The 22,493-nt window shown below is 74.1% G+C and carries 15 protein-coding genes; 12 read left to right on the top strand and 3 right to left on the bottom strand.

From position 1 onward, the window contains the following. Window positions 1-2,745: a bifunctional acetate--CoA ligase family protein/GNAT family N-acetyltransferase gene (locus KME75_RS05380; protein ID WP_219413403.1), complete on the top strand. Its 2,745-nt coding sequence runs from the start codon at window positions 1-3 to the stop codon at window positions 2,743-2,745. A 79-nt stretch (window positions 2,746-2,824) separates the two neighbouring features. Here the strand turns inward: KME75_RS05380 and KME75_RS05375 are convergent, their stop codons facing one another. Continuing rightward, window positions 2,825-4,474, bottom strand: coding sequence for a fumarate hydratase (locus KME75_RS05375; RefSeq protein ID WP_219413402.1), 1,650 nt, complete (start codon window positions 4,472-4,474; stop codon window positions 2,825-2,827). Window positions 4,475-4,661: 187 nt separating this feature from the next. Here KME75_RS05375 and KME75_RS05370 point away from each other — a divergent pair, with 187 nt between their 5' ends. The 4 genes from KME75_RS05370 to KME75_RS05355 all read left to right on the top strand — a co-directional run bounded on the left by KME75_RS05370 (window position 4,662) and on the right by KME75_RS05355 (window position 10,192). Continuing rightward, a complete protein-coding gene (locus tag KME75_RS05370; protein ID WP_219413401.1) occupies window positions 4,662-7,019 on the top strand; it encodes a xanthine dehydrogenase family protein molybdopterin-binding subunit in 2,358 nt (785 codons plus the stop codon). A 133-nt stretch (window positions 7,020-7,152) separates the two neighbouring features. Further along, the gene (locus KME75_RS05365) at window positions 7,153-7,983 is read left to right on the top strand and encodes a fumarylacetoacetate hydrolase family protein (RefSeq protein ID WP_219413400.1); all 831 of its coding nucleotides are present in this window, start codon (window positions 7,153-7,155) and stop codon (window positions 7,981-7,983) included. Continuing rightward, complete coding sequence (locus KME75_RS05360) at window positions 7,980-8,702, top strand: maleylpyruvate isomerase family mycothiol-dependent enzyme (protein ID WP_308282573.1); 723 nt, start codon at window positions 7,980-7,982, stop codon at window positions 8,700-8,702. The genes KME75_RS05365 and KME75_RS05360 overlap by 4 nt, the downstream gene beginning before the upstream one ends. An 83-nt stretch (window positions 8,703-8,785) precedes the next feature. Beyond that, window positions 8,786-10,192, top strand: coding sequence for an RNB domain-containing ribonuclease (locus tag KME75_RS05355; protein ID WP_219413399.1), 1,407 nt, complete (start codon window positions 8,786-8,788; stop codon window positions 10,190-10,192). 435 nt (window positions 10,193-10,627) lie between these two features. Here KME75_RS05355 and KME75_RS05350 read toward each other — a convergent pair whose 3' ends face one another. After that, window positions 10,628-11,218, bottom strand: coding sequence for a nitroreductase family protein (locus KME75_RS05350; protein ID WP_219413398.1), 591 nt, complete (start codon window positions 11,216-11,218; stop codon window positions 10,628-10,630). A gap of 43 nt (window positions 11,219-11,261) precedes the next feature. Between KME75_RS05350 and KME75_RS05345 the strand changes: the two genes are divergently transcribed. Beyond that, window positions 11,262-12,407 carry a glutamate-cysteine ligase family protein gene (locus KME75_RS05345; RefSeq protein ID WP_219413397.1) on the top strand — a complete coding sequence of 382 codons (1,146 nt, stop codon included), beginning with the start codon at window positions 11,262-11,264 and terminating at the stop codon, window positions 12,405-12,407. A gap of 555 nt (window positions 12,408-12,962) precedes the next feature. On the opposite strand, the gene panB is transcribed toward KME75_RS05345, so the two are convergent. After that, on the bottom strand, window positions 12,963-13,850 hold the full coding sequence (gene panB, locus KME75_RS05340) for a 3-methyl-2-oxobutanoate hydroxymethyltransferase (RefSeq protein ID WP_219413430.1): 888 nt from the start codon (window positions 13,848-13,850) through the stop codon (window positions 12,963-12,965). Between the two features lie 251 nt (window positions 13,851-14,101). Here panB and KME75_RS05335 point away from each other — a divergent pair, with 251 nt between their 5' ends. The 6 genes from KME75_RS05335 (at window position 14,102) to KME75_RS05310 (ending at window position 22,411) form a co-directional block, all read left to right on the top strand. Next, window positions 14,102-15,619, top strand: a complete 1,518-nt coding sequence (locus tag KME75_RS05335) for an alpha/beta hydrolase (RefSeq protein ID WP_308282572.1) — start codon at window positions 14,102-14,104, stop codon at window positions 15,617-15,619. Window positions 15,620-15,701: 82 nt separating this feature from the next. After that, entirely contained in the window at window positions 15,702-17,045 is a 1,344-nt protein-coding gene (locus KME75_RS05330; RefSeq protein WP_219413396.1) for a glutamine synthetase family protein, read from the top strand. A gap of 107 nt (window positions 17,046-17,152) precedes the next feature. Beyond that, entirely contained in the window at window positions 17,153-17,989 is an 837-nt protein-coding gene (locus KME75_RS45630; protein WP_219413395.1) for a GNAT family N-acetyltransferase, read from the top strand. 79 nt (window positions 17,990-18,068) lie between these two features. Beyond that, window positions 18,069-18,908: a helix-turn-helix domain-containing protein gene (locus tag KME75_RS05320; RefSeq protein ID WP_308282571.1), complete on the top strand. Its 840-nt coding sequence runs from the start codon at window positions 18,069-18,071 to the stop codon at window positions 18,906-18,908. Window positions 18,909-18,926: 18 nt separating this feature from the next. Then, window positions 18,927-19,145, top strand: a complete 219-nt coding sequence (locus KME75_RS05315; protein ID WP_219413394.1) for a DUF397 domain-containing protein — start codon at window positions 18,927-18,929, stop codon at window positions 19,143-19,145. A 275-nt stretch (window positions 19,146-19,420) separates the two neighbouring features. Beyond that, complete coding sequence (locus KME75_RS05310; protein ID WP_219413393.1) at window positions 19,421-22,411, top strand: bifunctional [glutamine synthetase] adenylyltransferase/[glutamine synthetase]-adenylyl-L-tyrosine phosphorylase; 2,991 nt, start codon at window positions 19,421-19,423, stop codon at window positions 22,409-22,411. Window positions 22,412-22,493 lie beyond the last annotated feature (82 nt).

The raw sequence follows: 22,493 nt of genomic DNA, 5'->3' as shown, positions 1-22,493 counted from the left end.
ATGACCACTCCACCCGTCCCGCAGCCCGACGACGAGCCCGGCACTCCCGCCGCCACCGACGTCGCAGGCCAGGTCCCCGGCTACCCCCGCCACTGGGAGGCCGACGTCGTGGCGTCCGACGGTGGCATCGTCCACCTGCGGCCGATCCTGCCCGGCGACGCCGACGCGCTGCTGCGCTTCCACGACAGCCTGTCCGAGCGCACCCGCTACCTGCGCTTCTTCGGCCCGTACCCGCGCATCCCCCCGCGCGACCTGAAGCGCTTCACCACCGTCGACCACCACTTCCGCGTGGCATTCATCTGCCTGCTCGGCGACGAGATCATCGCCGTCGGCCGGTACGAGGGGATCCCCGGTGACGGCGGCTCGGGCGGCACCACCGGCACCCCGGCCGGCGACTCGGCGGAGGTCGCGTTCGTCGTACGCGACGAGCACCAGGGCCGGGGGCTCGGGTCGATCCTGCTCGAACACCTCGCGGCGGCCGCGCGGGAGAACGGGCTGCGTCGCTTCGAGGCCGAGGTGCTGGTGGAGAACCACCAGATGGTGCGGGTCTTCCGCGAGGCCGGATACCAGGTCAGCCGCGAGTTCGCCGAGGGTGTGCTGCACCTGGAGTTCGCCATCGACCCCACCGAGCGCTCGCTGGCCGTCCGCGACGCCCGGGAGCAGCGGGCGGAGGCCCGCAGCGTCCACAACGTCCTGCACCCGTCGTCGGTGGCGGTGATCGGGGCGTCCACCGACCAGTCCAAGATCGGGCACGCGGTCCTGGCCAACCTGTTGCGCAGCAACTTCACCGGGCCGGTCTTCCCGGTCAACCCCGACGCCCGCTCGGTGCGCGGGGTGCGGGCGTACGCGTCGGTCACCGAGATCCCCGACGAGGTCGACCTCGCGGTCGTCGCGGTGCCCGCGGCCGGGATCGACGAGGTGATGGACTCCTGCATGGCGAAGGGCGTCAAGGCGCTCGTCGTGATCAGCTCGGGGTTCGCCGACGCCGGCGTCGGCGGCACGGTGCACGAGCGGCGGCTGGTCAGCGAGGCACGGGCGCACGGGATGCGGGTGGTGGGGCCCAACGCGCTCGGCGTCGCCAACACCGACCCGGACGTGCGGCTCAACGCCACGCTCGCGCCCGACGTCCCGGGACGGGGCCGCGTCGGCTTCTTCTCCCAGTCCGGGGCATTGGGCATCGCGATCCTCGCCACCGCGAAGGAGCGCGGGCTCGGGCTTTCCACGTTCGTCTCGGCGGGCAACCGCGCCGACGTCTCGGGCAACGACCTGCTGCAGTACTGGCAGACCGACCCGGCCACCGACGTCGTGCTGCTGTACCTGGAGACGTTCGGCAACCCGCGGAAGTTCGCGCGGCTGGCGCGCAGGCTCGCCCGCACCAAGCCGATCGTCGCGGTCAAGAGCGGGCGGCACTCCGCGCCCACCCCGGCGCTGGCGGCCAGCGCGGTGCCGATCGACGACGCGAGCGTGCAGGCGCTGTTCGAGCAGGCGGGCGTCATCCGGGTCGGCACCCTGTCGCAGCTGTTCGACACCGCCCTGCTGCTCGCCTACCAGCCGCTGCCCGCCGGCCGTCGGGTCGCGGTCGTGGGCAACTCGAGCGCGTTGGGCGTGCTCGTCACCGACGCGCTGCTCGACGAAGGGCTCGAGCCCGCCGGCCCACCGGCCGACGTCGGGGCGGCGGCTCCGCCGGAGCGGCTCGCGGCGGCGGTGAGCGAGGCGATGGGCGACCGAGGGTCCGACTCGTTGATCGTCGTCTTCGTCCCGCCGGTGGCCACGCCGGTCGCCGACTACGCCCGGGCGCTGCGGGAGGCGGTCGCCGACGCGGACAAGCCGGTCGTCGCGGTGTTCCTCGCCGTGGAGGGTGTGCCGGCGGAGCTCGCCGTCGCGCAGCAGGACGGCTCGCCCGGCCCGGGTTCGCTGCCCAGCTATCCCAGCCCCGAGCGGGCCGCCGCCGCGCTCGCCAGGGTCACGCGGTACGCCCGCTGGCGGGCCAGCCCGGTCGGGGAGTTCGTCACGCCGGACGGGGTCGACACCGAGCGCGCCAGGGAGGTGGTGGCGCGGCTCGGTGCGGCCGAGGAGCACGAGCTCGCCGACGCCGAGGCGCTGGAGCTGCTCGGGTGCTACGGCATCACGGTCACCGACTTCCGCCGGGTGGACGGGCCCGACGCCGCCGTCGCGGCCGCCGAGGAGCTCGGCTACCCGGTCGTGCTCAAGGCGGTGGGCGACCGCTGGCGCCATCGCACCGACCTCGTCGGCGTGCGGCTCGACCTCGGCGCTCCGGCGGGTGTCCGGCGCGCGCACGGTTCCCTCGCCGCGCTCACCGGGCAGAGCGAGGTCTACGTGCAGCGGATGGCGCCCAAGGGCGTGTCCTGCGTGCTGGAGGTCGTGGACGACCCCTCGTTCGGCTCGCTGCTGTCGTTCGGGCTGTCCGGGATGGCCACGGAGCTGCTCGGTGACCGGGCCTTCCGGGTGGTGCCGGTGTCCGACCAGGACGCCGCGACGCTCGTCCGGGCCCCGCGCGCCGCGCCGTTGCTCGCGGGGTATCGGGGCACGGAGCCCGCGCGCCTCGACGCCTTGGAGGACCTGGTGCTCCGGGTCGGCAAGATCGCCGAGGACCTGCCCGAGGTGCGGTCCCTGCGGCTCAACCCGGTGCTCGCCTCCGCCGAGGGGGTGTTCGTCACCGGCGCGCGCGTGACCCTGGGTCCGCCGCCCACCCGCCGCGACCGCGGCCCTCGCCGCCTCCGCTGAGGCGGACGCAACGGCACACACCCCGTGGGGACGGCACCCACCGCCGGCGGTGTGTGCCGCCGCCGGACGGTGTGTGCGGTCAGCGGCGGAAAGTCACCTGCAGCGTCGGCTGGCTGACCCCGGCGAAGAAGTCGTTGCCCTTGTCGTCGACCACCACGAACGCGGGGAAGTCCTCCACCTCGATCTTCCAGACCGCCTCCATGCCGAGCTCGGGGTACTCGAGCACCTCGACCTTCCGGATGCAGTCCTGCGCGAGCCGCGCGGCCGGGCCGCCGATCGAGCCGAGGTAGAACCCGCCGTAGGTGGCGCAGGAGGTGGTGACCTGCTTGGAGCGGTTGCCCTTGGCGAGCATCACCAGCGAGCCGCCGGCGGCCTGGAACTGCTCCACGTAGGAGTCCATCCGCCCCGCCGTGGTGGGCCCGAACGAGCCGGACGCGTAGCCCTCGGGGGTCTTGGCCGGTCCGGCGTAGTAGACCGGGTGGTCGCGCAGGTACTGCGGCATCGGCTCGCCCGCCTCCAGCCGCTCGGCGATCTTGGCGTGGGCGATGTCGCGGGCCACGACGAGCGGGCCGGTCAGCGACACCCGCGTCTTCACCGGCAGCTGCGAGAGCTGGGCGCGGATCTCGGCCATCGGCCGGTTGAGGTCGACCTGGACGACCTCGTCGGACAGGTCCTCCGAGGTGGTCTCGGGCAGGAACCGGGCCGGGTCGCGCTCGAGCTGCTCCAGGAACACGCCCTCCGGGGTGATCTTCGCCTTGGCCTGCCGGTCGGCCGAGCAGGACACCGCGATGCCGACGGGCAGCGAGGCGCCGTGGCGGGGCAGCCGGATCACGCGCACGTCGTGGCAGAAGTACTTGCCGCCGAACTGGGCGCCGATGCCGAACTCGCGGGTCAGCTCCAGCACCTGCTGCTCGAGGTCGCGGTCGCGGAACGCGTGCCCGAGGTCCGAGCCCTCCGCCGGGAGCGCGTCGAGGTAGCGCGCCGAGGCCAACTTCGCGACCTTGAGCGTGTACTCGGCCGACATCCCGCCGACGACGATCGCGAGGTGGTAGGGCGGACAGGCTGCGGTGCCGAGGGAGCGGAGCTTCTCGTCGAGGAACGCGGCGAGCTTCTTCGGGTTCAGCAGTGCCTTCGTCTCCTGGTAGAGGAAGGTCTTGTTCGCCGAGCCGCCGCCCTTGGCCATCACCAGGAACTCGTACTTGGGCGCCTGGCCGGGCGCGCTGTACAGCTCGACCTGCGCCGGGAGGTTGGTGCCGGTGTTGCGCTCGTCCCAGAACGACGTGGGCGCCATCTGCGAGTACCGCAGGTTCAGCTCGTCGTAGGCCTCGAAGATGCCGCGGGAGACGGCCTCCTCGTCGGTGCCGCCGGTGAGCACCGTCTCGGTGCGCTTGCCGACGACGATCGCGGTGCCGGTGTCCTGGCACATCGGCAGCACGCCGCCGGCCGAGACGCAGGCGTTGCGCAGCAGGTCGGTGGCGACGAACCGGTCGTTGGGCGAGGCCTCGGGGTCGTCGACGATCGCGCGCAGCTGGGCGAGGTGCGACGGGCGCAGCATGTGCTGGATGTCGCGCACGGACTCGCGGACGAGCGCGGTGATCGTGGCGGGATCGATCTCGAGGAAGGTGCGGCCCGCAGCCTCCACGACCCGGCCGGGCGGGAGGTCGAGCCTGCGGTAGGAGGTGTCGTCCTGACCCAGCGGGAGCACGTCGGTGTAGCGGAACACGGGCACCCCAGGAAACTAACAAGATGGTCGGGAGGCCGGACCGGCCCCCGACCAGTCCGACCTCCCGGGGGGCGCGCGGGCACCACGAAAGCCGGCGCCGCGCGAAGACTCTCCGGACGCAGACCCTCTCCTGTCCGACCGTGATGCGTCAACCGCTGGGAGGGACGCGTCCGGATCCGTAGGGTCTGCAGGCATGCCTGGATCGATTCTCGGTACCTCTGTCCGCCGGGTCGAGGATCTCGACCTGATCACCGGGGCGAGCACGTACGTGGGCAACCTTGCCCTCGACGGCGTGCTGCACCTCGCGTTCGTGCGTTCGCCACTGGCCCATGCCGTGATCGCCGGCATCGACGCCTCCGCCGGAGCGGCGGCGCCCGGTGTCGTCGCGGTGTACACCGCCGCCGATCTCGACCTGCCCGCCCACCACGGGCTGATGGTCGTCAACCCCGACGTGCCGCGCCCGCCGCTGGCCACCGACCGCGTGCGGTTCGTCGGCGAGGCCGTCGCCGTCGTGGTGGCCGAGTCGAAGGCCGCGGCGGTCGACGCCGTCGAGCTCGTCGAGGTCGAGTACGACCCGCTGCCCGCCGTCGTCGACCCGGAGGCGGCCCTCGAGCCGGACGCGGAGCTGCAGTTCCCCGCGCTCGGCACCAACCTCGCCGCCGGAGAGCGCGGTCCGGAGGAGGACGTGCTGGCCGACGCCGACGTCGTCGTCCGGGCGCGTCTGGTCAACCAGCGCCTCGCGGTCATGCCCCTGGAGGGCAACGCGATCGCAGTGCAGCCGGACGGCGACGACCTCACGATCTGGGTGTCCACGCAGATGCCGCATGGCTTCCGCGACCAGGCCGCGAAGCTCTTCGGACGCGACGCCGAGCGCGTCCGGGTGATCGCCCCGCACGTCGGCGGCGGCTTCGGCGGCAAGGCGGGGATGCTCGCCGAGCACACCGCGGCGGTCGGGGTGGCTCTCGCGCTCGGGCGTCCGGTCACGTGGGTGGAGACCCGGTCGGAGAACCTCCAGTCGATGCCGCACGGGCGTGGCCAGGTGGCGTACTACGAGCTGGGACTCACCCGCGAGGGCGTCATCACGGGGCTGCGGGCCCGGGTGGTGGCCGACGCCGGCGCGTACGCGGGGTTCGGCGGCGGGCTCGTGTTCGCCTCGACCTACACGATGAGCCCAGGTGTGTACCGGATCCCGAAGATCGGCTTCGATGCCGCCGTCGCGCTCACGACCACCACGCCGATGGGCGCGTTCCGGGGCGCGGGCCGGCCGGAGGCCACCGCGCACATCGAGCGGATGATGGATCTCGCCGCGGCCGAGCTGGACCTGGACCCGGTGGAGATCCGACGCCGCAACTTCCTCGATCCGGCGGGCTTCCCGCACACCACGGTGCCCGGCGCGCAGTACGACATCGGCGACTACGACCTGCCGCTGCGCGAGGCGCTGCGGCTGGCCGACTACGACAAGCTCCGCGAGGAGCAGGCCGCGCGCCGGGAGGCGGGCGACCCGGTGCAGCTCGGCATCGGGCTGAGCGTCTACGTGGAGATCACCGCGGGCAGCGGCAGCGAGTTCGGCTCCGTCGCAGTGCACGCCGACGGCTCCGCGACGATCTCCGCGGGCACGTCGGCGCACGGCCAGGGCCACGCGACCGCGTTCGCGATGGTCGTCGCCGACCGGCTCGGCATCCCGATGGAGAAGATCCGGTTCGTGCAGTCCGACACCGCGGCCGTGCCGCGTGGCGGGGGCACGGGCGGGTCGCGGTCGCTGCAGATGGCGGGCAACGCCGTGCGTTCCGCGGCCGACGACGTGCTGGAGCAGGCGCGGCGGCGGGCGGCGGCGATGCTCGAGGCCGCGGAGGACGACGTCGAGCTCACGGAGTCCGGGGAGTTCGGGGTGAGCGGCGTCCCGAGCGTCACGCTCACCTGGGCCCAGGTCGCGGGCGCCGCCGAGGCCGAGGGCGCCGAGCTCGCGGCGGGTCTGGACTTCCGCCAGGAGAACGCGACGTTCCCGTTCGGGGCGCACGTGTCCGTGGTTGAGGTCGACACCGAGACCGGCCGGGTCACGCCGGTGCGGCACATCGCGGTCGACGACTGCGGCCGCGTGCTCAACCCGCTGCTCGTCGAGGGCCAGCAGCACGGCGGGCTGGCCCAGGGGATCGCGCAGGCGCTGTACGAGGAGGTCGTCCACGACCCGGAGGGGCAGCCCCTCACCGGCACGCTGGCCGACTACCGGATGCCGGCCGCCCCGGACCTCATCACGTTCGAGACCGCCAACACCGAGACGCCGACCCCGCTCAACCCGCTGGGGGCGAAGGGCATCGGGGAGTCGGCGACCGTGGGCGCCACGCCCGCGGTGCAGAACGCGGTGGTGGACGCGCTGCGCCCGCTGGGGGTGCGCCACGTCGACCTGCCGTGCACCCCGGAGCGGGTCTGGCGGGCGGTGCGGGACGCGCGGGCGGGGAGCCTGGCCGACCCGTGGCGGGAGCCGCCGGCGGTCTTCGCGACGCTGCCCGTGCGCACCGGCGCCGCCGCCGACGACGGGGCCGGGCAGATCTGACGGCGGACCGACCGGACCACGATCTCAGCAGGCGGGACGGCCACTCAGGGTCACGCCCTGGTGGCCGCCCCCGAGATGTGTCCGGATGACCACTCCGCCAGACTGCCGCCGTGACCTTTGGTGAGGAGACGCGATGAGGCTGGCGACGATCCGGACGGCGACGGGCAACCGGGCGGTGCGGGTGGACGCCGACGCCGCTGTGGAGACCGGCGAGGCGGACGTCCGGGCGCTGCTGGAGCGTCCGGACTGGGCCGAGCACGCGGCGGCCGCGGCGGGCCCGGTGCACGCCCTGGGCGACGTCGACTACGCGCCGCTCGTGCCGTCCCCCGAGAAGATCATCTGCGTCGGGCTGAACTACCGCGACCACATCGAGGAGATGGGCAACACGCTGCCCGAGTACCCCACGGTGTTCGCGAAGTTCGCGCCTGCGCTCGTCGGCGCCTACGACGACATCGTGCTGTCCACCGTCTCCGAGAAGATCGACTGGGAGGCCGAGCTCACCGTCGTGATCGGCCGCCCGGTCCGGCACGCCAGGCCGGAGCAGGCGCGCGAGGCGATCGCCGGCTACACGGTGCTGAACGACGTGAGCGTGCGCGACTGGCAGTATCGCACGAAGCAGTTCCTGCAGGGCAAGACGTTCGAGCGCTCCACGCCGCTCGGCCCGTGGCTGGTCACCCCGGACGAGCTCCCCGAGGGCGGCTGGGAGATCAGCAGCACGCTCGACGGCGAGACGATGCAGCGCTCCAGCACCGCGGAGCTGGTGTTCGGCCCCGTGGACCTCGTGGTCTACCTCTCGACGATCCTCACGCTCAACCCCGGTGACGTGATCGCCACGGGCACGCCGGGCGGCGTGGGCCACGCGCGGAAGCCCCCGCGCTACCTGACCGACGGGGCCGTGATCGTCACCGCCGTCGCCGGGGTCGGCGAGTGCCGCAACACCTGTCGGGCCGAGGAGAAAGCGTGACCCCGGGCCCGTCACTGGCGCACGGCCTGGCCTGGGCGGGCGACGGCGCGGCCCACCTGCGCGGACTGATGACGCGCATGGGCGACGAGGCGTTCCGCGCCCCCTCGGCGCTGCCGGGCTGGAGCCGTGCGCACGTGCTCACCCACATCGCCCGCAACGCCGACGGGATGATCAACCTGTTGACGTGGGCGCGCACCGGCGTCCCGACCCCGGCCTACGCGAGCGTCGAGCAGCGCAACGCCGACATCGAGGCCGGCGCCGGGCGCACGCCCGCGGAGATCCGGGCCGACGTGATCGAGTCGTCGGACCGGCTGGCGCAGGTCGTCCGCGCGATGCCGGCGCAGGCGTGGTCGGCGCGGGTGCGCAACGTGCAGGGCGTGGAAATCGCCGCCGTGGACATCCCGTGGCTGCGGGCGCGGGAGATGTGGATCCACGCCGTCGACCTCGACGTGGGGGCGTCCTTCGCCGACCTGCCCGCGCCGATGCTGGACGCGCTGATGGCGGACGCGACCCGCACCGTCGGGGCGAAGCCGGACTGTCCGTCGCTGCGGCTGCGCGCCACCGACCGGGACGCGGCGTGGGTGCTCGGCGACGGCAGCGGCACCGAGGTGAGCGGTCGCGTCGCCGAGCTCGCCGCGTGGCTCATGGGCCGGTCGGCGGGCAAGGTGCTGCGGACCACGGAGGGCACGCGCCCGCCCGCCCTGCCGCGCTGGTTGTAGCGCGGACGGCGGTCGGGGCCGTCCGCGGCGCTGATCGGCCGGTCCGCGGGCGCCGGGCCGCCGTCCCGTGCCAGGCTGCATCCGTGCATCCCGACTTCGACGCCGTCCGCGCCGAGTTCGCGCTGCCCGCCGAGTTCCCGCCGGCGGTGCTGGCCGAGGCGGCCGCGGCTGCCGCCGCACGACCGGAGGCGGGGCCCGGCCGGGTGGACGCCACCGACATCGAGCTGGTGACGGTGGACCCTCCGGGGTCCAAGGACCTCGACCAGGCCCTCGGCGTCACCCGCCGCCCCGACGGGTTCCGGGTGCACTACGCGATCGCCGACCTGGGCGCCGTCGTGACGCCCGGCGGCGCCGTCGACCGCGAGGTGCGCGAGCGCGGGCAGACGATCTACCTGCCCGACGGGTCGGTGCCGTTGCACCCGCCGGTGCTGTCGGAGGACGCCGCGAGCCTGCTGCCCGACGGCCCGCGCGCGGCCGTGCTGTGGACGATCGACCTCGACGATGCGGGCGAGTCGGTCGCGGTGGACGTGCGGCGGGCCGTCGTGCGGTCGCGGGCCCGGCTGGACTACGCCGGCGTGCAGGCCGACATCGACGCCGGGACGGTGCACCCCGCGCTGGCGGCCCTGCCCGAGCTCGGGCCGCTGCGGCGCGCGCTCGCCGTGCGGCGCGAGGCCGTCGAGCTGGAGCTGCCCGAGCAGGAGGTCGTGCCCGACGGCGCGGGCGGGTGGACGGTCCAGGTGCGGCGGCGGCTCGACGTCGAGAACTGGAACGCCGAGATCTCACTGCTGGCCGGGATGTCGGCGGCGCGAATCATGCTCGATGCCGGGGTCGGGCTGCTGCGCACGCTGCCCACCCCGGATCCGGAGGCGCTGGCGGCGTTCCGCGAGACGGCGGGTGAGCTGGGGTTCACCTGGCCCGAGGGCGCGAGCGTCGCCGAGCTGTTGGCCGACCTGCCGTCCGACACCCCGGCGGCGCTGGCGCTGCGCCGGGCCGCCACCACCCTGCTGCGCGGCGCCGGGTACGCGGCCTTCGACCGGGCGGGCGGGGTGGAGCCGCCCGCCGACCCGGGCCACGGCGGAGTCGGCGCCCTTTACGCGCACGTGACGGCGCCGCTGCGGCGGCTCGCCGACCGGTTCTGCACCGAGCTGTGCCTCGCGGTGACGGCGGGGGAGGAGCCGCCGTCGTGGCTGCGGGAGGCGCTGCCCACCCTGCCCGATCTCATGGCCGCCTCCGATGCGCTCGCCGGCAAGGTCGACCGGGCGTGCGTCGACCGCACGGAGGCCGCCGTGCTCGCCGGGCGGGTCGGGCAGGAGTTCGCCGCGGTGGTGTTGCGGCCGGGCGGGCCCGAGGGTGAGCCGGGGGAGATCTACGTGCCCGACCCGCCGGTGCTGGCCAGGTGCAGCGGGCCCCTGCGCGCCGGGGCGGTCGTGCGGGTGCGGCTGGCCGAGGTCGACCCGGAGACGGGCCGGATCGAGTTCACCACCGCCTGACCGGACGCCGTGATCGGCGCGAGAGTGCGGTTGTTGTCGTTGAGACCGCCGATCGGGTCATCTCATGGCGATCGCGGGGGTGGTGATCGCCGCGAGAGTGCTATTCCCGTCGTTCCGGGTGCTGGGACGCGTATCTCGCGTGATCTTGCCGGCTGGGCGGCTACCGGGGCGGTGATCGTCCTGAGAGTGCTGTTGTTGTCGTTGAGATCGCGGATCGGGTCATCTTGTGGTGATCTTGGGGAGGGTGATCGCCGCGAGAGTGCTGTTGTCGTCGTTCCGGGTGCGGGGACGCGTATCTCGCGGTGATCTTGGGGCCGACCGGCGGACGGGCGAGCTATGCCGTGATCAAGGCGCCGATGTCGTGCTGGATCGATCCAACAGGGACGTTTGTGCCTTGATCACCGCTGGGGACGGCCGTCGAGCGGGCCGGCGGCTCTAGCCCAGCCACGTCACCGGCGGTTCCGTCGCCGGCCGGGGCGCAGGGGCCGCGCCGGCGGGGGTGCCGAGGTAGATCCACCCCGTGACCTCCTCGCCGTCGGCCAGGCCGAGGTGGGCGCGGACCTTCGGCGCCTCCCCGAACCAGCCGGTGCGCCACATCGCGCCGAAACCGAGTGCGTGGGCGCCCAGCACCACGCCGTGGGCGACGCACGCGGCGGCCGCGCGCTGCTCCCACTCCGGCACCTTCGGGTGCGGCCGGGTCGTGCCGACGACGATCACGATCATGGGCGCGCGCAGCGCCTTGGCGCGGGTCCGGTCGAGCTCGGCGGGGTCTGCGGACGGGTCGCGCTCGGCGTGGGCTGCGGCGAAGGAGTCGCCGAGCGAACCGCGGGCGGCGTCGTCGACCACGATGAACCGCCACGGGCGGAGCCGTCCGTGGTCCGGGGCCGAACATGCGGCGGTCAGCAGGTGGCGCAGCACGTCGCGGTCGGGTGCCGGGGCCGTCAGGGCGGGCCGGGACCGTCGGTCGCGCAGCAGCGCGAGCGGGTCGTCCACGACCGGCGCGCCCGGGATGTTGCCGAGAACCACGCAAACTCCCAACGTCGGGTTCAGATAAGGCTACCCTCACTCGATGGCAGATCGATCCGCCCCCATCCCCTTCGGAGGTCGACACGTGCAGGACCGCGCGTTCCGCTACGGCATCGAGCACGAGTGCGCCCTGCTGCACGCCGACGGCCGGTTCGCCGACTACACCGACACCACCTTCGACGAGCTCCAACGCGTGATCGACGGCCTGCCCGAGGACCCGGGCGACTACCCGGACCTGCGGGTCGGCGACCAGGGCATCAAGCGCAAGCGCTGGTACGTGGAGGGCTACGAGCGGTTCGACGACCACGGCGGGCTGGTGCGCTGCGATCCCAAGGGCATCGAGGTCCGCACGCGGATCCACGACTCGGTGGACGCCGCGGTCGGCGCGCTGCGGGCCGACCTCGCGCGGCTCGACGGCGCGCTCGCCCCGGCGGGCCTGTGCACGGCGGTCGTCGCGTTCAACCCGATCCGGTCGGAGTACGCGATCGAGCCGCCGCTCAACGCGTGGGAGCGCGGGCACCGGCTCGGCTCGCCCGAGGAGCGCACGGCGCACGTGCACATGTCGACCTACGGTCCCGACCTCAACCTGTCGTGCGCACACCTCGACGCGGCGGGTCTCGTCGACGTCGCACGCAAGCTCACGCACTACAGCCCGTGGCTGGTGCCGCTGTCGTTCTCCTCTCCGTTCCGCGACGGGGCGCCGTCGGGGGAGCTGTCGGTGCGCACCGCCGTGCGCACCGGGCAACGACCGGCCGCGCTGGTGTTCCTTGCCGAAGGTGACGAGCAGGTCGCGTCCGACCCGTCCCTCACCCAGCAGGCGCGGATCCCGGCGGAGGTGGGGCGCATCGAGTTCAAGGCGTTCGACGCCTGCCCCGACCCGGCGCTGTACGGGGAGCTGCTCAGCCTGCTCACCGGCCTCGTCCTGGACGAGACGCTCGGCGGCAGGCGCACCACCCCCGACGCCGCGGCGCACCGCCACGTCGCGCGCGCAGGGCTGGCCGACGACGAGGTGCACGCGGGCACGGGCGCGCTGCTCGACGCCGCCGAGATCGCGCTCGCCGGCCGGGCGGCCGACCTCGCCCGGCTCGACGCCCTGCGCGAGCGGTGGACGCGCCGGGAGTGCCCGGCCGTCGCAATGCTGGCCGCGTACGAGGCGGGCGAGCCGGTGGTGGGCCTGCGGCGGGCGTGAGGCCGCCTCGCTGGACGCGCACGGGCGCGGCTCCGCGACCACGGGTGGATGGTGTCGACACGGGCGCTGCGGGCAGCCAGCCCGGTGGCCGTGATTTCGGCTGTGAAGGCCGGCGGGCGGTTGATCACGGCGAGAAGGCTGCTCCTGGATGGGCCCCGGCGACCCTTCGCCCGTGATCGTGCCGGTCTCGCCCGCGTCTGCGACCGATCCGCCGATCAAGGCGTCGATGTCGTGCTGGAGCGATTCACGGTCGACGTTCGCGCCTTGATCGACGGCGGGCCGCCGGGCGGGGGTGCGATCACGGCCGGACGGCCGCGGCCACGGCGCTGCGGGCGGCCCGTTGCCCGTGATCGCGCCTGCCCCGGCCCGAGCCGGCCGCGATCACGGCCGCACGGTCGCGCTCGATGGGGATTCGCGCCCGATCGTGGCGACTCGCGGGTCGGGATCGGGCGACTCGCGTGTCGGTATCGGGCGACTCGCGTGTCGGGATCGGGCGACTCGCGGGGTACGTCACCGCACGGGCGCGGCTCGAGGTCCGCGCCCGTGCGGGAGGTCTCAGGTGTACGAGTGCTCGGCGTCGGGGTAGGCGCCGCCGCGCACGTCGTCGCCGAACCGCTTCGCGGCGTCCAGCAGGACCCCGCCGAGGTCGGCGTACTGCTTGACGAACCGGGGCTTGCGGCCGCGGTTCATGCCGGCCATGTCCGACCAGACGAGCACCTGGGCGTCGGTGTCGGGTCCGGCGCCGATGCCGATTGTCGGGATGGCGAGCTCGGCGGTCACCCGCTTCGCGACGTCGGCGGGCACCATCTCCAGCACCACCGAGAACGCGCCCGCGGCCTGCAGGGCAAGGGCGTCCTCGACGAGCTGTTCGGCGGCGTCGCAGCGGCCCTGGATCCGGAAGCCGCCGAGCGCGTGCTCGCTCTGCGGGGTGAACCCGAGGTGGGCCATGACCGGGATTCCGGACGCGGCGAGCGCCTCCACCTGCGGGGCGAAGCGCGCGCCGCCCTCCAGCTTGACGGCGTGCGCGCCGCCCTCCTTCATGAACCGGAAGGCGGTGTCGAGCGCCTGCTCGGGGCCGATCTGGTAGCTGCCGAAGGGCAGGTCGGCCACGACGAGCGCGGAGCGGGTGCCCCGGACGACGGCCTTGACCAGCGGCAGGAGCTCGTCGACGGTCACCGGCAGCGTGTTGTCGTAGCCGTAGACGTTGTTGGCGGCGGAGTCGCCGACGAGCAGTACCGGGATGCCGGCCTCGTCGAAGATCTCCGCGGAGTACATGTCGTACGCGGTGAGCATCGGCCACCGCTCGCCGCGTTCCTTGAGCTCGCGCAGGTGGTGGATGCGAGTCCGCTTCGGCCTGCCGGCCGCGGGGGCGAGCGGCCCCGAGCGGTACGGCGGCGCCACCTCGGCTGAGATCGCGGGCGCGCTGGTGGGCTTCTCAGACATCATCGTCCGTCCTCCCTCGAGGCCCGTTGCGGGTCCCCGGGTCGTCAGGTGTTGACCCCGCCGAGCGTGACACCGCGACGCGCTCAGGTACCGGCCGTGCGACGAGGTTCACACGCGGCGGGGGCCGTGGCGGTGCGCCGAACCCGGCCGGTCGGCGCGGCAGGAGATGCGAGCCGATCCCGTCCTGGCATGCTGGCCGGGTGCCCGTACGGAGAAGCTCCCCCGTCCTCGCCGCCGCCCTCTGTTGCGTTGTGGCTGTGCTGGCCGGCTGCGCCCAGTCGACGACGGGCACTGCCGCCCCGGAGTCGGAGAGCACGCCCGGCCTGGAGCGGTTCTACGACCAGGAGCTGTCCTGGGGGCCGTGCGCCGACTACGCGACGAGCGACATGGACCGCAGTGCGTTCGCCGCCGACACGTTCGAGTGCGCCCGCCTGGAGGTCCCCCTCGACTACGCCCAGCCCGACGGCGAGACCGCGCAGGTCGCCGTCCTGCGGCAGAAGGCCACCGGCGACAAGGTCGGTTCGCTGCTGTTCAACCCCGGCGGCCCCGGCGCGTCCGGCATGAGCCTCGTGGCCTCCCTGGCCGGCAGCCTCGCCACGAGCCCGCTCAGCCAGCGTTTCGACCTCGTCGGGTTCGACCCGCGCGGCGTCGGCGCCAGCACCCCGACCATCGACTGCCTCAACGACGCCGAGTGGGAGGCCGAGCGGGCCGACCTCGACGTCGACCCCTCGCCCGCGGGCGTGGAGCAGACCGAGGCGGAGAACCGCCAGTACGCCCAGCAGTGCACCGAGCGGTCCGGCGGCGCCGACGTGCTCGCCAACGTCGGCACCCGTGACGTCGTGCGCGACCTCGACATCCTCCGCGAGGCGCTCGGCGACGAGAAGCTGAACTACGTCGGCTACTCCTACGGCACGCGGATCGGCTCGGCCTACGCCGAGGCGTTCCCGGAGAACGTCCGCGCGCTCGTGCTCGACGGTGCGCTGGACCCCACCCAGACCACGGTCGAGCGCACCGTGGCGCAGAACGCGGGCTTCCAGCAGGCGTTCGAGGCGTACGCCGCCGACTGCGCGAAGCAGCCGAACTGCCCGCTGGGCACCGACCCCGCGCAGGCCACGGCCGCCTTCCAGGCGCTCACCCGGCCGCTGATCGACGCCCCGATCCCGGCCGAGGGCGGGGCCAGGACGCTGTCCTACCCCGACGCGGTCACGGGCACGATCCAGGCGCTGTACCTGGAGGAGCTGTGGCCGGTGCTGTCCCGCGGCATCTCCGGGCTCGCCTCCGGTGACGGCACGATCCTGCTGCGGCTGGCCGACATCTACAACGACCGCGCCCAGGACGGCACGTACGGCAACAGCATCGAGGCCTTCGTCGTCATCAGCTGCGTCGACGAGGAGCGGATCACCGACCGCGCGGAGCAGGCCGAGCTGATCCGCCGCGCCAACGAGGCCGCCCCGTTCCGCGACGACGGCCGCGGCGTGGTCGCCGCGCTCGACCCGTGCGCGTTCTGGCCGGCCCCGCCGACGAGCGAGCCGCACATCCCGCAGGTCGAGGGGCTGCCGCCCACGCTGACGATCTCCGTGACCGGCGACCCGGCCACCCCGTACCAGGCGGGCGTCGACCTCGCCGAGGCCCTCGGCGGGAGCCTGCTGTCCGTGGAGGGCAACCAGCACACCGCGGCGCTGCAGGGCAACGCCTGCATCGACGACATCGTCAACGCCTACCTGATCGACCTGCAGCTGCCCGCCGAGGGCGCGAGCTGCACGCTGTGAGGAGCACACCGGTGACCGGAGTCGCACCGTCCGAGCAGGCGCGAAACATGCCTGTAACGCGGCGTTCCTAGGCTCGGCGCCCATGGACCGCCAGCAGGAGTTCGTGCTCCGCACCCTCGAGGAACGCGACATCCGCTTCGTCCGGCTCTGGTTCACCGACGTGCTCGGCTACCTGAAGTCGGTGGCCGTCGCACCCGCCGAGCTGGAGGGCGCGTTCGCCGAGGGCATCGGGTTCGACGGCTCCGCGATCGAGGGCTTCGCGCGGGTCTACGAGTCGGACATGGTGGCCCGGCCCGACCCGTCGACGTTCCAGGTGCTGCCCTGGGAGTCACCCGCGGGCGAGCACTACTCGGCCCGGATGTTCTGCGACATCGCGATGCCCGACGGCTCGCCCTCGTGGGCCGACCCGCGGCACGTGCTGCGCCGTGCCCTGTCCAAGGCGGGCGAGGCGGGGTTCACCTGCTACGTGCACCCGGAGATCGAGTTCTACCTCCTGCGGAGCCTGCCCGACGACGGCACGCCGCCGATCGCGGCCGACTCCGGCGGCTACTTCGACCAGGCCAGCCACGACGTCGCGCCGCACTTCCGGCGCAACGCGATCGAGACCCTCGAGTCGATGGGCATCTCGGTGGAGTTCAGCCACCACGAGGGCGGCCCGGGCCAGCAGGAGATCGACCTGCGCTACGCCGACGCCCTCACGATGGCCGACAACATCATGACCTTCCGGTACGTGGTGAAGGAGGTCGCGCTCACCCAGGGCGTGCGGGCGTCGTTCATGCCCAAGCCGTTCTCGGCGCACCCGGGTTCGGCGATGCACACCCACTTCTCGCTGTTCGAGGGCGACCGCAACGCGTTCCACGACCCGAACGACCCCTACGAGCTGTCGGACACCGGCAAGGCGTTCGTCGCGGGGGTGCTGCGGCACGCGCGGGAGATCACCGCCGTCACCAACCAGTGGGTCAACTCCTACAAGCGGCTGATCACCGGCGGGGAGGCGCCCACGGCCGTCTCCTGGGGCCACGCCAACCGCTCCGCACTGGTGCGCGTGCCGATGTACTCGCCGGGCAAGGCCTCCACGCGACGGGTGGAGATCCGCACGCTCGACAGCGCCTGCAACCCCTACCTCGCCTTCGCCGTGATCCTCGGCGCCGGCCTGAGGGGTGTGCAGAAGGGCTACGAGCTGGCGCCCGCCACCGAGGACGACGTCTGGTCGCTCACCGAGACCGAGCGCAGGGCGATGGGTTACGAGGCGCTGCCGCAGAACCTCACCGAGGCGCTCGCCGCGATGGAGCACTCCGAGCTGGTGCCCGAGATCCTGGGCGAGCACGTCTTCGACTTCTTCCTGCGCAACAAGCGGGTGGAGTGGGACAACTACCGCCGCCAGGTCACCCCGTACGAGCTGGCGACGTACCTGCCCGTGCTCTGAGTCCACGGCGCTCGCGGCGTCCCGGGTTGCAGCAAAGCCACTTTCACGCCACCACGTTGCGGGAAAGTGGCTTTGCTGCAACGGCGGCGGGCTGCACAGTCGGGGGCGTGGAGATCGTGCTGCACGACGACGCCGTCGCGTTCGCCCGCGTCGCCCGGCCACTGCTGGACGCCGACCCGCTGCGCCACAACATGGCGCTCACCGTGCTCGACACGCTCTGTCGCGGTGGCGGTCCGGTCGCGGCGCTGGTGACCGTGTGCAACGGCGGGGAGCTCGTCGCCGCGGCGCTGCGCACCCCGGGCCGGCCCGCGCTCGTCTCCGCCGTCCCGCCGTCGCACGCGGCCGCCGTCGTGGACGCGCTGCGCGCCGCCGATCCGGACGTGGCGGGAGCGAGCGGGCCGACGGCGGAGGCCGAGGCGTTCGCCACCGCTCATACGGCCGCGACGGGTGCGCGGGTACAGGTGGACCGGCGGATGCGCCTGTTCGCTCTGGGGGATCTCGCGCCGCCGTCCGGTGTCCCGGGGGTGGCCCGCGCGGCGGACGAGGGCGACGCCGACGTGCTCGCCGGCTGGCGGCGGGCGTTCGTCGACGAGGAGCGGCGCGACTGGACGGACCCGCTGTCGCCACGGGAGACGGTGGTCCGGTCCCTGCGGCTGGGCGCGGGCGAGATGCTCTGGGAGGTCGACGGCCGGCCGGTGGCCCAGGCGTGCGCCCGGCCGGTGGTCTCCGGGATCTCGCGGATCGGGCCGGTCTACACCCCGCCCGAGCACCGGCGGCGCGGTTACGCGGCCGCGGTCACGGCCGCGGCCTCGCAGTGGGCGCTGGACGCGGGCGCGCAGCGGGTGCTGCTGTTCACCGACCTCGCCAACCCGACGACCAACCGGCTGTACCCGCGGATCGGCTACCGGCCCGTGCACGACGCCGTGGACCTCGTCTTAGCCTGACCGGACCTGCAACTTTCACTTCCGGTCACCCACCTGCCACGATCGGTCATCGGCCGGGGGCGGAGAGCGGAGTGTGCGCGTGCGGAGCGGGGCGACGGTGCCGAGGAGACGGCTCGCCAGGCAGCTGCGGGAGCTGCGCGAGTCGGCGAGCATGACGCTCGAGGAGGCGGCGCCGGAGCTCGACTGGTCGCCGAGCAAGCTCAGCCGCATCGAGAACGCCCACCAGGCGGTCGACGTGCACGCGGTGCGCAGCATGCTCGACCTCTACGACGTCGGGGGCGACCGCTGGGGCGAGCTCATCGCGCTCACCCGGGAGGCGGCACAGCGGGGCTGGTGGCGGCAGTACGGGCTGAGCGACCAGTGCTACGTCCCTCTGGAGGCCGCCGCCGGGTCGGTCCGGGACTTCACCGTTACCTACGTGCCCGGCCTGTTGCAGACGGCTGACTACGCCAGAGCGCTGTTCGCGGCCTCGGTGACCCCGCACAGCCCGGACGCGGTCGAGCGTGAGGTGGAGGTCCGGATGATCCGCCAGGAGCGGCTGACCTCGGCCACCGATCCACTGGAGCTGGCGGCGATCGTCGACGAGGCGGTGCTGCACCGGCCGGTCGGCGGCCCCGCCGTGATGCGTGCCCAACTGCGGTACCTGATCGACGCCGCCGGGCTGGACACCGTGACGTTCCAGGTCGTGCCGAGCGGGGTGGGCGCGCACGCCGCGATGGGTGGGGCGTTCACCGTGCTCAACTTCGACGGGCTGGGCGAACCGGACATGGCCTACGTGGAGCACTCGATGGGTGCGGTGCACATCGAGAAGGCGCAGGACGTGGCCCGCGCTAGGCTCGTGTTCGACCGTGTCCGCTCGGTGGCCCTCAGCCCGGCCGAGTCCGTTGCTCTCGTCGAGCGGGTGGCGGCCGAGATGTAGCCGACCGAGAGGTGCCCGATGCCCGCACCCGTCCCGCCTGGCCTCGAGTGGCGGAAGAGCAGTTTCAGCCAGGGCAACGGCGGCGGTGACGGATGCGTCGAGGTCGCCTTCCACCCCGATGGCGGCGTGGCCGTCCGCGACACGAAGGACCGCAGCCTCGCCCCGCACCGCTACACCGCGGCCGAATGGGACGCGTTCGTGGCGGGTGTGCGGGCCGGGGAGTTCGACCACGGCTGACGCTCGATGTGCCGATCCGGGCGGATCGCTCGTTGACCGAGGCGGTGTCGCCGGGGAAGGGTGAACGGCGAACAGCGGCGTGCCGAGGAGGGCGACGGCGATGACGGCGACGGTGGCCGCGCTGCGGCAGGTCGAGCGCGACACGTCCGCGTTCGCCGACGTCGTGCGCCGGGACACCGCCGACGTCGACCGGCCGCGGTACGCGTCACGCTGACGTGGGGACGCCGGGGACCGACCCGCACGCGGCGCCGCCGGGTGCGGCAGGATCGGCGCCCGTGACGCGCACCGGCACCTCGCCCGCCCGGCTGGGGCTCACGGAGTCGTGGGCCGAGGACACGCTCACCGAGCTCGGCTGGTGGGACGGGGACCGGCCGGCGGAGGGCGCCGAGCCGATCATGTGGGCGCTGGCCCGCAGCCCCGACCCCGACCTCGCCCTGCGCGCGGTGGAGCGGCTGATGCACGCCGCCCCGGACCGCCCCGCGCTGGACGCCGCGCTGCGCACCGACACTGTGCTGCGCGGGCGGCTGCTGGCGCTCTTGGGCAGCTCCACGGCGCTGGGCGACCACCTCGTCACCCATCCCGACCGCTGGCAGCGGCTCACGGGCGACCCCACGAGGCCGCCCACGGCCGTCCTGCTGGCCGCCGTCGGAGCCGACCCGGACGCCCCACCTCCCGGGGCGCCGGGCGGGGCCGCGGCCACGGTCACCGGGTCGGAGGCGATCGCCGCGCTGCGCACCGCGTACCGCGACGAGCTGGTGGTCCTGGCCGGAGCGGATCTCGCCGCGGTGGCGGAGCCGGAGCTCCCGGTCGTCGATGTCGAGGACGTCACCGCGCAGTTGGCCGACCTCGCTGCCGCGGCGCTGCGGGCCGCGCTGGCCGTCGCGGTGGCGGAAGCCGGGGGCGAGCCCGGACGGCTGGCTGTGATCGCGATGGGGAAGTGCGGCGGCCACGAGCTCAACTACGTGAGCGACGTGGACGTCGTGTTCGTCGCCGAGCCCGCCGACCAGGCGACCACGCGGCTGGCGAGCCGGATGATGCGGATCGCGGGCGAGGCCTGCTTCGAGGTGGATGCGAACCTGCGTCCCGAGGGCCGCCAGGGCGCGCTCGTGCGCACGCTCGAGGGGCACGTGGCGTACTACAAGCGGTGGGCCAAGACCTGGGAGTTCCAGGCGCTGCTCAAGGCCCGGCCGGTGGCGGGCGACCCGGAGCTGGGTGCCGCATACGCCGAGGCCGTGGCCCCGCTGGTGTGGAACGCGGCGGGCCGCGACGACTTCGTGGCCGACGTGCAGGCCATGCGCCGCCGCGTCGAGGAGCACATCCGGCCCGACCAGGCCGAGCGTGAGCTGAAGCTCGGGCCGGGGGGCCTGCGCGACGTCGAGTTCGCCGTGCAGCTGCTGCAGCTCGTGCACGGGCGCACCGACGAGGAGCTGCGCTCGCCGTCGACGCTGGAGGCGCTGTGCGCGCTCGCCGACGGCGGGTACGTCGGCCGCGACGACGGCGCGAACCTGGCCGCGTCCTACCGGTTCCTGCGACTGCTGGAGCACCGCCTGCAGCTGCAGCGGATGCGCCGTACGCACCTGCTGCCCGCCGAGAACGACACCTCGGCCCTGCGCTGGCTCGCGCGGGCGGCGCGGCTGCGCCCGGACGGGCGGCGCGACGTCGTCGGCGTGCTGATGGCCGAGTGGACGCGCAACGCGCTGCGCGTGCGCAGGCTGCACGAGAAGCTGTTCTACCGGCCGCTGCTGACGGCGGTGTCCCGGCTGTCGGCCGACACGGCGCGGCTGTCGGAGACGGCGGCGGTGCAGCGCCTCGGCGCGCTGGGCTGGGCGTCCCCCGAGGGAGCGCTGGGCCACCTCAGGGCGCTCACGGCGGGCGTCTCGCGGGCCGCGGCGATCCAGCAGACGCTGCTGCCGGTGCTGCTCGACGAGCTCGCGCTGAGCCCCGATCCGGACCGGGGGCTGCTCGCCTACCGGCGGGTGTCGGAGGCGCTCGCCACCACCCCCTGGTACCTGCGGCTGCTGCGCGACGAAGGGCTCGTCGCGGAGCGGCTGATGCGGCTGCTCGGCACGTCCGCGCTGGTCCCGGACCTGCTGGTGCGCGCACCCGAGGTGCTCCGGCTGCTCGCCGCGCCCGGCGCGGGACATCCCGCCGAGCTCACCCGCGACCCCGCGGAGGTGGCGACCTCGCTGTGCGCCACCGTGGCCCGCCAGCAGGACCCGGACGCCGCGGCGGCCACGGCCCGGTCGCTGCGCAGGCACGAGATGTTGCGGGTGGCGTGCGCCGACCTGCTCGGGGAGCTGTCGGTCGAGCAGGTGTGCGCGGCGCTGAGCTCGGTGTGGGTCGCGGTGCTGCAGTCGACGCTGGCGTCGGTCGAGCGGACGCTGAACGACGGCCCCCGGCCCGCCCGGCTCGCCGTGATCGGGATGGGCAGGCTCGGCGGAGCGGAGCTCGGCTACGGGAGCGACGCCGACGTGCTGTTCGTGTGCGAACCGGTCGAGGGCGTGAGCGACGCCGACGCGGTCAAGTACGCCACCACGGTGGCCGAGACCGTCCGCCGCAGGCTGGGCGCCGCGAGCCCGGACCCGGCGCTCGTCGTCGACGCCGACCTGCGGCCCGAGGGGCGGTCCGGCCCGCTCGTGCGGACGCTGGAGTCCTACCGCGGCTACTACCGGCGCTGGTCGGAGCCGTGGGAGGCGCAGGCGCTGCTGCGGGCCCGGCCGATCGCGGGGGACGAGGGCCTGGGGCAGCGGTTCGTCGAGATGATCGACCCGATCCGGTACGCGGCCGGGGGCATCGACACGGCCACGGTCACCGAGATCCGCCGGATCAAGGCCAGGGTGGACGCCGAGCGACTGCCCCGCGGCGCCGACCGCAACACGCACACCAAGCTGGGCCTCGGCGGGCTCGCCGACGTCGAGTGGACCGTCCAGCTGCTGCAGATGCAGCACGCCGGCGAGATCGCCGCGCTGCACACCACCTCCACCCTCGACGGGCTGCGCGAGGCGCACGAGGCGGGGCTGCTGAGCGCCGAGGACGCCGCGGAGCTGGCCGCGGGCTGGACGATGGCGACGCGGGCCCGTAACGCGGTGATGCTGGTGAAGGGCAAGCCCGGCGACCAGCTGCCGCGGCCGGGCCGCGACCTCGCCGCCGTCGCGGCGGCGCTGGGTTACCCGCCCAGCGGGGATCCCGGGGTCTTCCTCGACGACTACCGCCGCACCACCCGCCGCGCCCGCGCCGTGGTGGAGCGGGTGTTCTACGGCTGGTAGCGCGCGCCCCAACCCCCGCGAGTCGGCACGGAGTGGTGGCTGGACGGCTTGCGCAAACGAGCTGAGCACGGCCGCATCGGCG

Source organism: Pseudonocardia nigra, from assembly GCF_019396355.1.
GTDB classification, from domain to species: domain Bacteria; phylum Actinomycetota; class Actinomycetes; order Mycobacteriales; family Pseudonocardiaceae; genus Pseudonocardia; species Pseudonocardia nigra.
This window is presented reverse-complemented; position numbering and strand designations above follow the sequence as displayed.